Source organism: Nitrospirota bacterium (assembly GCA_040752355.1).
Classification (GTDB): domain Bacteria; phylum Nitrospirota; class Thermodesulfovibrionia; order Thermodesulfovibrionales; family Dissulfurispiraceae; genus JBFMCP01.
Genome location: JBFMHE010000006.1, coordinates 117,044 through 129,501, shown reverse-complemented (window position 1 = coordinate 129,501; position 12,458 = coordinate 117,044). Strand labels below are relative to the sequence as shown.

The 12,458-nt window shown below is 59.6% G+C and carries 13 protein-coding genes and 1 pseudogene; 13 read left to right on the top strand and 1 reads right to left on the bottom strand.

The window, feature by feature from the left end; genetic code table 11:
- The first annotated feature begins 1 nt into the window (after position 1).
- From rpsR to AB1805_06245, 6 genes are all read left to right on the top strand, one after another.
- Positions 2-232 carry a 30S ribosomal protein S18 gene (gene rpsR, locus AB1805_06270; GenBank protein MEW5745022.1) on the top strand — a complete coding sequence of 77 codons (231 nt, stop codon included), beginning with the start codon at positions 2-4 and terminating at the stop codon, positions 230-232.
- Between the two features lie 6 nt (positions 233-238).
- Complete coding sequence (locus AB1805_06265; GenBank protein ID MEW5745021.1) at positions 239-520, top strand: DUF507 family protein; 282 nt, start codon at positions 239-241, stop codon at positions 518-520.
- The gene (locus tag AB1805_06260; protein MEW5745020.1) at positions 517-795 is read left to right on the top strand and encodes a DUF507 family protein; all 279 of its coding nucleotides are present in this window, start codon (positions 517-519) and stop codon (positions 793-795) included. The genes AB1805_06265 and AB1805_06260 overlap by 4 nt, the downstream gene beginning before the upstream one ends.
- Before the next feature lie 12 nt (positions 796-807).
- Complete coding sequence (locus AB1805_06255) at positions 808-1,101, top strand: HNH endonuclease (protein MEW5745019.1); 294 nt, start codon at positions 808-810, stop codon at positions 1,099-1,101.
- A 257-nt stretch (positions 1,102-1,358) separates the two neighbouring features.
- Entirely contained in the window at positions 1,359-2,282 is a 924-nt protein-coding gene (locus AB1805_06250; GenBank protein MEW5745018.1) for a phosphate/phosphite/phosphonate ABC transporter substrate-binding protein, read from the top strand.
- Positions 2,282-4,111: an ATP-binding protein gene (locus AB1805_06245; protein MEW5745017.1), complete on the top strand. Its 1,830-nt coding sequence runs from the start codon at positions 2,282-2,284 to the stop codon at positions 4,109-4,111. Before AB1805_06250 ends, AB1805_06245 begins: the two co-directional genes overlap by 1 nt.
- A gap of 27 nt (positions 4,112-4,138) precedes the next feature.
- On the opposite strand, the gene trpC is transcribed toward AB1805_06245, so the two are convergent.
- The gene (trpC, locus tag AB1805_06240; GenBank protein MEW5745016.1) at positions 4,139-4,924 is read right to left on the bottom strand and encodes an indole-3-glycerol phosphate synthase TrpC; all 786 of its coding nucleotides are present in this window, start codon (positions 4,922-4,924) and stop codon (positions 4,139-4,141) included.
- 257 nt (positions 4,925-5,181) lie between these two features.
- Between trpC and ndhC the strand changes: the two genes are divergently transcribed.
- From ndhC to nuoG, 7 genes and pseudogenes are all read left to right on the top strand, one after another.
- The gene (gene ndhC, locus AB1805_06235) at positions 5,182-5,565 is read left to right on the top strand and encodes an NADH-quinone oxidoreductase subunit A (protein ID MEW5745015.1); all 384 of its coding nucleotides are present in this window, start codon (positions 5,182-5,184) and stop codon (positions 5,563-5,565) included.
- Positions 5,566-5,676: 111 nt separating this feature from the next.
- A pseudogene (locus tag AB1805_06230) lies at positions 5,677-6,219 on the top strand (NADH-quinone oxidoreductase subunit B family protein).
- Between the two features lie 39 nt (positions 6,220-6,258).
- On the top strand, positions 6,259-6,795 hold the full coding sequence (locus AB1805_06225; protein MEW5745014.1) for an NADH-quinone oxidoreductase subunit C: 537 nt from the start codon (positions 6,259-6,261) through the stop codon (positions 6,793-6,795).
- Positions 6,795-7,994, top strand: a complete 1,200-nt coding sequence (gene nuoD, locus AB1805_06220) for an NADH dehydrogenase (quinone) subunit D (GenBank protein ID MEW5745013.1) — start codon at positions 6,795-6,797, stop codon at positions 7,992-7,994. Before AB1805_06225 ends, nuoD begins: the two co-directional genes overlap by 1 nt.
- Before the next feature lie 31 nt (positions 7,995-8,025).
- Complete coding sequence (gene nuoE, locus AB1805_06215; GenBank protein ID MEW5745012.1) at positions 8,026-8,490, top strand: NADH-quinone oxidoreductase subunit NuoE; 465 nt, start codon at positions 8,026-8,028, stop codon at positions 8,488-8,490.
- Positions 8,491-8,499: 9 nt separating this feature from the next.
- Positions 8,500-9,765: an NADH-quinone oxidoreductase subunit NuoF gene (gene nuoF / locus AB1805_06210; protein MEW5745011.1), complete on the top strand. Its 1,266-nt coding sequence runs from the start codon at positions 8,500-8,502 to the stop codon at positions 9,763-9,765.
- The gene (gene nuoG / locus AB1805_06205; protein ID MEW5745010.1) at positions 9,765-12,398 is read left to right on the top strand and encodes an NADH-quinone oxidoreductase subunit NuoG; all 2,634 of its coding nucleotides are present in this window, start codon (positions 9,765-9,767) and stop codon (positions 12,396-12,398) included. The genes nuoF and nuoG overlap by 1 nt, the downstream gene beginning before the upstream one ends.
- Positions 12,399-12,458 lie beyond the last annotated feature (60 nt).

The following is a 12,458-nucleotide window of genomic DNA, read 5'->3' as shown; positions in this document are numbered from 1 at the left end:
CATGGGAATGCCGCAAAAGAGATTTCAGAGAAGAAAGTTCTGCAGGTTCTGTGCAGATAAGGTGGCCTTTATAGATTACAAGGACCTCAAGACGCTGCGGAGCTACATGACCGAGCGGGGGAAGATCCTGACCAGGAAGATGACCGGCACCTGCTCCGAGCACCAGCGGGAGCTGACCGGGGCGATCAAGAGGGCCCGGCATATCGCCCTGCTGCCGTTCATGGAGAAGTAAGCCCGTATGCGGATACCGAAGAGCTGGGTGCCGCTCCTCGCGAAAAAGATCGTCGACAACCTGACGAGCAAGGCCCTTATCGAGCCTGCGGTTCCCGTCGAAGAGCTCGTGGCGGCAGCGGAGGAGCTGCTCCTCGAGGAGCTCATGGTCGAGGACCGGCTCAACGACGAGGTGCGCCAGCTGTTGAGAAAGTATGAATCGGAAATAGAGAAAGGGCGGCTCGACTTCAGAAGGCTCTTCGACATGACGAAGCAGAAGCTGGTAAGGGAGCGGAATATTGTACTATGATGCTTTCGGACGACAAGATAACCCATATGACCCATGTGCTCCTCAAAGGGCTCATGGAGCGGAAGCTGATTATCCTCAAGGAGGATGACAGCCTGCTCCGGAGAGAGATCAAGAGGACCGTGATGAACGAGCTCAAGGTGGGAGAGGACATGGACGCCGCGGTCCGGAAGAAGATACAGACCCTCTCGAAGAAGCCGGTCGAGGGCAGCCCTGAGTGGGACGTGCTCTACACGAAGTATTTCGAAGAGGAAGAGACCCGCCGGGGCAGGAAATAGAGAGAACGTGTGATGTTTGTACCGGAAGTCAGCGAACAGGATATGAAGCGGGAGAAGAGCGCCGCGCGGGAGCTTCGCAAGAGCGGCTGGTGGAAGCGGAAGTGCGCGGAGGGCAGGTGCTTCTATTGCCACTCCAGAGTACCTGCCAAGGAGCTCACCATGGACCACCTCGTCCCGCTGGTCAGGGGCGGCAGGTCGGTGAAGAGCAATATCGTCACTGCCTGCAAGGAGTGCAACAGCAACAAGAAATACCTGCTCCCCGTCGAATGGGAAGAGTATCTCGCCCGCCTGGATGCTGCAGAGTAGGTCCCGCCTGTCGTAGCGCTGCCGCAGCTGTCTTCAGAGCACCCCGCCGTGAAACAGCGCGGCGGCCGTGGTAAGGATGTATTTACTTTACGCAGGCAAGTATTTTAAGCTTATAAGACGCCCACCGTTCCGACCTCCGCGATTACAAAAACGCCGTCGGGGCCTGGGAGGGGCGGCGTGAGGCGGTCCGGCAACGCGGCGGGAGGGCATCGGTTCCACGAGGACCGGGTCGCTTTTTCGAGAGGGGCTCATTGCAGATGAAGCGGAATCTCATCGTTGTACTCCTGGTTTTAGGAATCGTTACAGGCAGCGGCGGGGCAGCGGTGTCAGAAGCCCGGGAGGGGAAGACTAAAAAGGCTGCCCAGGAGCGCGTTCTTCTCATCGGGCTCATCCCCGAACAGAACATCTTCAAGCAGATGGAACGCTACGAGCCCCTTGCCGCCTATCTTTCGTCCAAGGTCGGCATAAAGATCAAGCTTACCGTACTCCCCCGCTACGGCAATATCATCGATAATTTTATCGCAGCACGCCTGGACGGCGCTTTTTTCGGGAGCTTCACCTATGCCCTGGCGCACGCCAAGCTCGGCGTGCAGGTCCTCGTGAGGCCGGAGAGCAATGACGGCTCCTCGACCTACCACGGGCTCATCTTTGTGAGGAAGGACAGCGGCATCAGGTCCGCCCGCGACATGAGGGGGAAGCGGTTCGCCTTTGTCGACAAGGCGACCACCGCCGGTTACCTCCTGCCGCTGGAGTACTTCAAGAAGAACGCCATAAAGGAATACCACACCTATTTCAAGGAAACCTATTTCACCGGCACCCACGACGATACCATCTACGACGTTCTTAATAAGAAGGCCGATATCGGCGTCGCAAAAAATACGGTGTTTGCCCGGCTCGCGCAGGAAGACCCCCGCATCGCCGCCGAGCTCACCATCCTCGAGAAGTCTCCCGATGTCCCCGAAAACGGCCTGGCCGTGAGAAAGGGGCTCGATGCCTCGCTGAAGGCCAAGCTCAAGGAAGTCTTCCTCACCATGCACTACGATCCGCAGGGAAAAGAGGTGCTCCAGAAGTTCGGCGCGCGCCGCTTCATCGCGACCTCCAATGGCGATTACCAGGCGGTCTATGCCTACGCAGCATCGATCGGCCTTGACCTCGCCAGCTACGACTATGTGAACCGGTAGTGAAAAAGAAGATCGTCATAGGATTGAGCCTCTTCTCTCTCCTCTTCCTTATCGGCGGCATGTACATCGTCGTGACGATCGAAAAAGCGACCACCACGCTCGACAACCTCATAAAGCTCCACCAGGTCGAGATCCTGCGCGAGCACCTCCTGATACAGGTCAAGAAGGTGCAGGCGGACCTGACCCTCAAGAATACGCGCCACGCCCGGGGTATCGATACGATCGTGAGTCATGTGCGGGGCATGGAGGGGGTTGCGCGGATGTGCTTCAGCTGCCATCACACCGAAGAGGTGAATACGCGGCTGCGGGAGCTGGAGGATCAGGTCGAACAGTACAAGGCCGCCTTGAGCAGGGTGTTCACGATGCGGGCGAACAACAGCAGGCTCCAGGCCGAGGAGGACCACGCCTTCGCGACCGGGGAGGCGCTCATTGCAAAGACGAACACGATGATCACCATGGCGAGCACCAAGCTCGAAGAGAAGACGCAGGCCACGCTCAGCAAGATCGCCAGTACGAAGGGCATCCTTTATGTTCTCATCGCCATCGGGCCCTTCCTCGCCGCGGGGCTCGCCTTTATCTTTGTCAGGGGGCTCACCGAGCCGGTGAAGGTGCTTCTCGAGGCGACCAGGAGGCTCGAGGCAGGAGACCTCGATTACCGCATCGAGGGGCTGAAGGACGAGTTCGGCAAGGTGGCGACCTCGTTCAACGACATGGCCGGTACGCTGAAAGGGAACATGGAGACGATCGAGGAGAGCGAGAAGCGGTACCGGATGCTCTTCGAAAGCGCCGGCGACGCCATCTTCATCCTCGAGGCGGAAGGGGAACGGCCGGGACAGATCGTTGCCGCGAACAGGGCGGCCGCTGAAATGCACGGCTATTCGGTCGATGAGCTGCTCGCGCTCACGATTGCCGACCTCGACGGGCCGGACGATGCGGGAATGGTCGAGAGAAGGATAGGGCGCATCCTCGGAGGAGAGTGGATCAAGGACGAGATCATGCACCGGAAGAAGGACGGCTCCCTGTTCCCCGTGGAGGTGAGCGCCGGCCTCCTCGAGCTCAAGGACCACAAGTATGTCCTCGCCTTTGACCGCGATATCACCGTGCGCAAGCAGGCCGAAGAGCGCCTGCAGCGCGCCGAGCAGATGAAGGCATGCGGGGAGTTCGCCGCAGGTCTTGCCCACGAGATCAAGAATCCCCTTGCCGGGATCAAGGTCTCGATGGAGGTCCTTGCCGAGGAGCCGACGGTCGCCGAGGCGGACCGCGACGTGCTCCTGAAGGTGGTGGAGGAGATCAGGCGTATCGAGCTGCTCCTGAAAGACCTGCTCAACTTCGCGAAGCCGCCCAAGCCCCACTTGATGAGCTCGGACATCAATGCTCTTCTCGATACCACCATAACGTTCTCGATGAAGAGCCCTTCCTTTTCGAAGAGCGGCGTCCCCTCCATACGGATCGTCAAGGAGCTCGATCCCCTCGTCCCCGAGACCCTGGCCGACTCCATGCAGCTGAAACAGGTCTTCCTGAACCTCCTGCTCAATGCCGCCGATGCCATGCCCGAAGGCGGAACGCTTACGGTGCGCACCTCGTATGTCCCTGCCGGCGAGATGATCCTGGTGGAGATCGCCGACACCGGCAAGGGGGTCAGTGAAGAGATCAAGGCGAAGATATTTCAGCCCTTCTTTACCACCAAGGCGAAGGGCACCGGGCTGGGGCTCGCCATAAGCAAGCGGCTGGTCGAGCAGCACGGCGGTACGATAGCGGTCGATGACGCTGCCAGCGGGGGGGCGCGGTTCACGATCACCCTGCCCGTGAGGCAGACGGAAGAGCTCTAGCGGGGGTGGCGGCACGCGCCGCTCCGGTCAGGCGGGGGGCATCAGCTCGTCGATCCTCTTTCCTATGTCCTGCGCCTCCATCAGTGAGGTACCGATGAGCATCGCGTCGATGCCCGCGTCGATCAATCGCTGCACCTCATCCCTGGTCCTGATGCCGCTCTCGCAGACGACGATCTTGCCTGCAGGTATCTCCCGCTTCAGTCTGAACGTTGTGGCGAGGTCGATCCTGAGCGTCCTCAGATTGCGGTTGTTGATGCCGATGAGGGGGGCGTCGATAGAGAGCGCCTGTTCGAGCTCCTCTTCGTCGTGCACTTCGAAGAGCACCGACAGGCCCAGCTCGCCGGCGAGCTGCAAGTACTCCGCTGCCTGGCCTCTTTCGAGAAGGGCTGCGATGAGTAGAACGGCATCGGCGCCGTACGCCCGCGCCTCGTAGAGCTGGTACTCGTCGAAGAGGAAATCCTTCCGCAGGAGCGGTTTCGTCGTCTTCTGCCTCACCAGGGGAATGAACGAGAGCTGCCCCTGGAAGAAGTCCTCTTCGGTCAGAACGGATATCGCGGCAACCGGCCCGCTTTCATAGACGGAAGCGATGCGCGCAGGATCGAAATCCTTCCTGATCAGGCCTTTCGAAGGTGAAGCCTTCTTGAGCTCGGCGATGAGCCGTATGGCGCCGGGCTCTCCTGCTATCGCGGCTCTGAAGTCCCGGGACCGCTCGGCATCCCGGACCATGCCTTTCAGCGCGGCAAACGGAGTCGTCCGTTTTGCCTCCGCAAGGCGCTCCCTCTTTCTCGAGACTATGGCGGCGAGAATGCTCATGAACGATGATTGTAATGCAATGCCCTGCCTCAAGACAAGCATAACCGTTTATAGGGGGTATTTTATATTTTAATTTGAAAAGACTTGCTAATTTTGGTTATAAAAAAAGTCGCTGATTCTTTTTGCCAGCAATGTTTGTAACCGGCTGTTTTCGCTCAGCTGTAAAGTCATTATAAAGTTTTCTTGACAAGTCTCTTTACCTTGAGTTATAAATAAAAGGATTGGGCTTATAAAAAAACATTATAATGAGGTAGTTTATGAACCCGATAACTCCCGGCAGCTATATACCCACCGAATATTTCCCCGTAATGGTCTTCATGATAATAGCCCTGGCCATAGGCACAGGAGCGTTGATCATGGGCGAAATCTTCAGGCTGAAGCGGCCCTACCGGGAGAAGCTCATGCCCTATGAGTCGGGCAACCCGCCGGTCAGCGAGCCGCGCCACCGGTTCAGCATCAAATTCTATATCATCGCCATGCTTTTCGTGGTCTTCGATGTGGAAGCGGTCTTCCTCTATCCCTGGGCGCTCGTCTTCGGCAAGATCGGCTTGTACGCCCTCGTGGAAATGATGCTCTTTATCGTCGTGCTGGCTGTCGGCTTTATCTACGCATGGCGGAAAGAGGCATTCAAGTGGGACTGAAAAACCTTTATAGCGTTATAGCGTTTGTCGCGTTGCGGAAATCGTCTTTGCGCTATAACGCGATAAACGCTATAGACGCGATAAACGCAAGAATAAGGAGGTGAACAGCGGATGGCTACTACGGATATCGTAACGCCGACCACCACGGACTCGGAAGTGGTCGAGATAGAAAAGGGATTGAGGATCATCCCCGGCGCCAATACGATCATCGCCAGCTTCGACAAGCTCGTCAACTGGGGCAGGCTGTCGTCGCTCTGGCCGATGACCTTCGGCCTTGCCTGATGCGCCATTGAAATGATGACGACGGGATCGTCACACTATGATTTGGACCGGCTCGGCTCGATCTTCAGGGGATCGCCGAGACAGGCAGACTTTGTCATCATCGCCGGCACGGTGACCAAGAAAATGGCGCCTATCGTGCGGAGGGTCTACGACCAGATGCCCGAGCCGCGCTACGTCCTCTCCATGGGAAGCTGCGCCTGCAGCGGCGGCATATTCAATTCCTACAGCACTGTTCAGGGGGTTGATACGTTCCTGCCTGTCGATATCTACATCCCGGGATGCCCGCCGCGGCCCGAAGCGCTGCTGGAGGGTATTCTCAAGCTGCAGGAGAAGATCCGCAAAGAGCATTTCAAGTGGAGCAGGTGGAGATAACATCGTCGCGCGCCTTCCGGAGGGCGTCACGGAGGTAAAATGGATCCAAAAGATATCGCAGAGCTGATAAAGGACCGGTATCCCACGGAGGTGAAAGAGATCAAGGAATTCCGCGGGCAGGTATCGGTGGTGGTGAAGAGAGACCGCATCAAGGAGATGCTGCGCTACCTGCACGATGCCCCGGAGCTCTACTTCAATTACCTGGAAGACCTTTGCGGCGTGGATTATTTAGGGAAGAAGGAGCCGCGCTTCGAGGTGGTGTATCACCTGTACTCCTTGCGGCATAAGCATATGATACGGATGAAAGCCGAGGTGCCCGAAGAGGATTGCGTCATCGACAGCGTGGTCGATATCTGGGCCGGGGCGAACTGGCACGAGCGGGAGTGCTATGACCTGTTCGGGGTCGTCTTCAAGGGTCATCCGGATATGAGGCGCATCCTGCTCCCCGAGGATTGGGAGGGGTATCCCCTGCGCAAGGATTATCCCCTGAAGAGCGATCTCGGCGACCGGGAGTGGAAGGGCCTCAAAGAGGTCATCGCGATAGCGGAAAAGAACAAAGGATACGAGGTCAGATAATGTCAGCTCCGGTACGAGAACTGAAAACGAGAGAGCTCACCGTCAATATGGGGCCCCAGCATCCTGCCACGCACGGCGTGCTGCGGCTTGTCCTGGATCTCGATGGAGAGAATGTCGTAAAGGTGACGCCCTATGTGGGCTACCTCCATCGGGGGGTCGAGAAGCTTGCCGAGAACAGGACCTACCTCTCGGCGCTCCCCCTTACCGATCGTCTCGATTATATCTCGAGCATGTCGAACAACGTGGGGTACTGCGTCGCCGTCGAGCGGCTCTTCGGCATCGAGGTGCCCGAGCGGGCGAAGTACATACGGACCATCATGGCCGAGATGACGAGGATCAGCAGCCATATCATCGGCGTCTCGACCCATGCCCTCGACATCGGTGCCATGACCCTCTTCCTCTACTCCTTCAGGGACAGGGAACTGCTGATCGACCTCTTCGAGATGACCTGCGGCGCGCGGCTCACCGTGAGCTATCCGAGAATCGGGGGCGTGCGGAACGATGTGAGCCAGGAGTTCATCGACAAGCTGTATGCGTTTACCGAGACCTATCCCCAGATCATCGAAGAGCAGTACGAGACCCTGCTGAACGAAAACAGGATCTGGCACGAGCGGACCAAGGGGATCGGCGTCATCAGCGCCGAAGACGCCATCAACTGGGGCTTGTCCGGCCCGACCCTCCGCGGCTCCGGCGTGCCGTATGACGTGCGGAAGGCGGCCCCCTATGATGCCTATGACAGGGTCGAGTTCGATGTGCCGGTCGGCAAGAACGGCGACGCCTACGACCGGTATCTCTGCAGGATGGAAGAGCTGAAGCAGTCCAACCGGATCATCAGGCAGTGCCTGGAGCAGATGCCGAAAGGGCCTATCATGGCGCCCGACGCCCCGAAGTTCACGCTCCCGCCGAAGGACCGGGTGTTGAGCGATATGGAGTCGCTGATCCACCAGTTCGTGCTCATCACCAAAGGACCCATCGCCGCTCCCGAGGGCGAGATCTACGCGGCGACCGAGGTGCCGAAGGGCGAGCTCGGGTTCTATATCATCAGCGATGGGAGCGGAAGACCCTATCGCATGAGGCTGAGAGCCCCCTCCTTTATCCATGTATCGGTGCTGCCGAAGCTCTGCGAGGATGCGTACGTGGCCGACGTGATTACCAACATAGGAACCATCGATATCGTGCTCGGGGAGTGCGATCGCTAGGAGTATAAATTACGAGGTGATGGGGGCTCATATGCTAAGCGACAGCGCGGTAGCGGAGATCAACAGGATAAAAGAAAAGTACCAGGACCCGCGGTCCTGTCTTCTGCCGAGCCTCTATGTAGTGCAGCGGGAGAACGGCTGGATAGCCCCCGAGGCGATGGCGGCGATCGGCGAGCTGCTCAATGTTCCCAAGGCGACGATCAAGGGCGTCGCTACCTTCTATTCGATGTTCATCCACCGCCCCATGGGCCGGCACCTCATCCAGCTCTGCACGAACGTGGCCTGCACGGTCATGGGAGCGGAGCGGCTCGTCGAGATGCTCAAGACCAGGTATGGACTCGATCCCAACGGGACTACGGCGGACGGCAGGTTTTCCCTGGTCATCATGGAGTGCATTGGCGCCTGCGGCACGGCGCCGGCGATGCTCGTGGACACCGACTTCCACGAGAACCTGACAGAAGAGAGCATTACCAAAATCCTGGAAAGCTATACATAGGGACCGGCCATGGAAAAATATCTATTGCGCAACATCGATAACCCGAACTCGGCGGACCTCAATGAATATGCAAAGGCAGGCGGCTACAAGGCCCTCGCCAAGGCCCTCGCCATGGAGCCCGCTGCAATCATCGATTCGGTGAAGAAGGCGGGGCTCAGGGGGAGGGGCGGCGCAGGGTTCCCGACCGGAATGAAGTGGTCGTTCGCCGCAGCCGATCCCAAGAAACCGAAATACGTCGTCTGCAATGCCGACGAGGGAGAGCCGGGCACCTTCAAGGACAGGCCGATCCTCGAGAAGAACCCGCACCTGCTCATCGAAGGGATGGTCATCTCGGGCCACGCGCTCGACGCTGAGTACGGCTATATCTATCTCCGCGGCGAGTATCCCGGGGCGAAGGACATACTCGACGGGGCAATACGGCAGGCGTACGATAAAGGGTATCTCGGTGACGACATCCTCGGCACGGGGACGCGCTTCCACCTCGCCGTGCACCAGGGCGCCGGCGCGTACATCTGCGGCGAGGAGACCGCGCTGATCGAGTCGCTCGAGGGCAAGCGGGGCCAGCCCCGCATCAAGCCTCCCTTCCCGGTGAACGAGGGCTTCCTGGCGAAGCCTACTGTGGTCAACAATGTCGAGACCCTGGCGAACCTCCCGCTCATCATCGAGATCGGCGCCGATGCCTACGCCCAGATCGGAAGCGTCGATTGCCCCGGTCCCAAGCTTTATTCGGTCAGCGGTCATGTGAACAAGCCGGGAGTCTATGAGCTCCCCATGGGAACGACGCTCAGGGACATCATCTATACCCACTGCGGCGGCATCCGCGGCGGCAAGAAGCTCAAAGCGGTGATCCCGGGCGGCATCTCCACCCCCATTCTTCCCGCCGACCAGATCGACTGCCCGATGGACTTCTCGGCCATGCTCAAGCACGGCAGCATGCTCGGCTCGGGCGCCGTGATGGTCTTCGACGAGACCGTCGACCTCGTCAAGGTCTGCTACCGGGCTATAAAGTTCTTCGAGCACGAGTCCTGCGGCAAATGCACTCCCTGCAGGGAGGGCGTGGGGTGGCTGCGGAGCATTCTCGGCAGGATCGACCGCGGCGCGGGGAGGGAGGGCGACATCGAGCTCCTCCTCGAGATTGCGAAAAACATCTTCGGCAGGACCTTCTGCCCCCTCGGCGACGGCGCTGCCGGCGTGGTCCAGAGCTTCATCAAGCATTTCAGGGGAGAGTTCGAATCAAAAATTACCACTACCAAGAGAACGGCGGGTGTCGCGTAATGATAACGGTAACCATAAACGATAAGCAGATCAAGCTCGAGAAGCCGGTCACGATCCTCGAGGCGGCAAAGATAGCAGGGATAAAGATCCCCACCCTCTGCCACCACGAGATGCTCAATCCCTACGGCGGCTGCAGGCTCTGCCTCGTCGAGATCGAGAAGATGCCGCGGCTCCAGACCGCCTGCACCCTGAACATCACCGACGGCATGGTCGTCCGCACCGAGACCGAAAAGGTCGTCGAGGCGCGGAAAGGGATGCTCGAGTTCCTTCTCATCAACCACGCCCTCGATTGTCCCTACTGCGATAAGGCGGGCGAGTGCGACCTGCAGGACCTGGTAATGAAGTACGGCCCCACGGCGGGCCGTTTCGATGAAGGCAAGCGCCGCCATCCCGAGAGCTATGACGACCCGATCATCGTGCGCAACATGGAGCGCTGCATCTCCTGTACGCGCTGCGTCCGGATGTGCAGCCAGGTGCAGGGCGCTTCTGCGATCGCCATGGTGAACAGGACGAGCAAGACCTTCGTCGAGCCCTTCTCCGGCGGCCGCTACAACTGCGAGTACTGCGGGAACTGCCTCACCGTCTGCCCTGTGGGCGCCATCATGTCGCGGCTGCACAAGCATACCTACCGCCAGTGGTTCATAGAAAAGAATGTGGACACCGTCTGCTCCTTCTGCGGCGTCGGCTGTTCGGTCACCGCCCAGGTGAGGGGGAATGCCCTCGTACGGGTCGTCCCCGAGGTTGAAAAAGGGGTCAACAGAGGGCTCCTCTGCAACAGGGGCCGTTTCGGCTATGACTACATTGCCAGCCCCCGCAGGCTCAAGGCGCCGCTCATCCGCAAGGAGGGCGAGCTGCGGGAGGCGACCTGGAGCGAGGCCTTCACCGTGATCAGCCAGCGGCTGAAGGATATAAAGGAAAAGCACGGCGGCGGGGCGATCGCCGGCGTCGCCTCGGCGCGGTGTACGAACGAGGACAACTACGTATTCCAGAAGTTCATGCGCGTCGCTCTCGGCAGCAATAATATCGACTCTGCAGCGGGCTTCGCCTTTGCCCCTGCCCAGAAGTTCTTCGAGCAGATATTCGGGCAGGGCGTTACCGCAAACCCCCTCAGCGGTATCACGCATGCCGACGGCGTCTTCGTGGTCGGCGGCGACCCTGCGGCCGTCAACCCGGTTCTGGGCCTCCAGATACGGGCGGCGGCGCAGAAAGAGGTCCCGGTCATCACCGTCGGGTTTGCCGCGGGACTGAAGCGGTTCAGCACCGACAGCCTCGTGCCCGCTCCCTACACCGAGACGGCGCTGCTGGCGGCGCTGGTGACCGAGCTCCTGAAGAAGAAGCAGCTTTCCGGCGAGCGGTCCGCCTTCGAGGAGATGATCAAGAAACTCCAGCCTGTAACGCTCGGCGAGGCCTCAGAGACCTGCGGCGTTCCGGTCGAGGCGCTCGCGGCTGCGGTCGAGCGCCTTGCAGGCGTCGCCAACCCGGCAATAATCATAGGAAGGGACATCATTCAGCGGAAGGAGGGGCATACCAACCTCCTCCTCCTCGCTGCCCTGGTGCATCTCCTCAACGGCCGCATCTATCTCTCCGCAGAGCTGCCGAACGAGCAGGGGCTCGTCGATATGGGCTGCCTGCCCGACATGCTCCCCGGCGGAAGACCGCTCGCGGTCGAGAGCTTCAGGAAGCGGTACGAGGAGTTCTTCAACGTCACGGTCCCGGCCGCTCCCGGCCTGAGCCTCATGGAGATGATCGAGGCGGCGCAGGCGAAGAACGTGAAAGCGCTCTATGTAATGGGCGAGAATATCGCCTTCACGGTCCCGGGACAGAAGGTAGTGAGGGAGGCGCTCTCCGGGCTGGAGCTTCTCGTGGTGCAGGACATCTTCCTCTCCGAAACCGCCCAGCTCGCGCATGTCGTTCTCCCGGCGCTCTCCTGGGCTGAAAAGGAAGGCTCCTATACCAATCTCGAGCGGAGAATGCAGCACCTCAATAAAGCGGTCGACGGACCCCAGGACAGCGTCGCCATGGAGGACTGGAGGATCCTCGCCGAGATAAGCAGGCTCCTCGGCGTCGACATGAGCTATAAAGGCGCATCGGATATACTGGGAGAGATCGCGAAGATATCCCCGCTCCACAAGGGCGTCACCTACGAAGACATGGACCAGGGCGCCGGCATGTGGCCCTACAAGGGCGAGCCGCTCAGGCACGATGTGGGCATTCAGGGGATCGCGCTTCCCGAGGGCAAGACGCTGCTGAAAAAGCCGGAGGCGAACAAGGTGTATCTCGCCCTCGACAAGCCCCTCTTCCATTCGGCGAGCCAGAGCAGGCATTCGGCGGCGCTGAACAGCATATCTTCGAAACCGTACGTGAAGATAGGGACGAAGCTGGCGCAGAAGCTCGGAGTCGCCGACGGCGACTACGTGACCATCGCGACCGAGATAGGGACGCTCGACCTGCCGGTGATGGCCTTTATCGATGTGCCGGAGACTCTGGTGATGGCGCCGAACAATTTCGAAGGGAGCGGGCTCTTCAGGATTCTGCCGTGGCGCATGAACACGGCGCTCAAGGCTCCGGCGCTGGACGGCGTCGAAGCTGCCGTCAAGAAGAGTGAACGGATGACCGCGGAGGTGGCAGCGTGAACATAGTCGAGACATTCGCATCAGCCGGTATCGCCGGGGGAGGCTACGACTTCATCATCA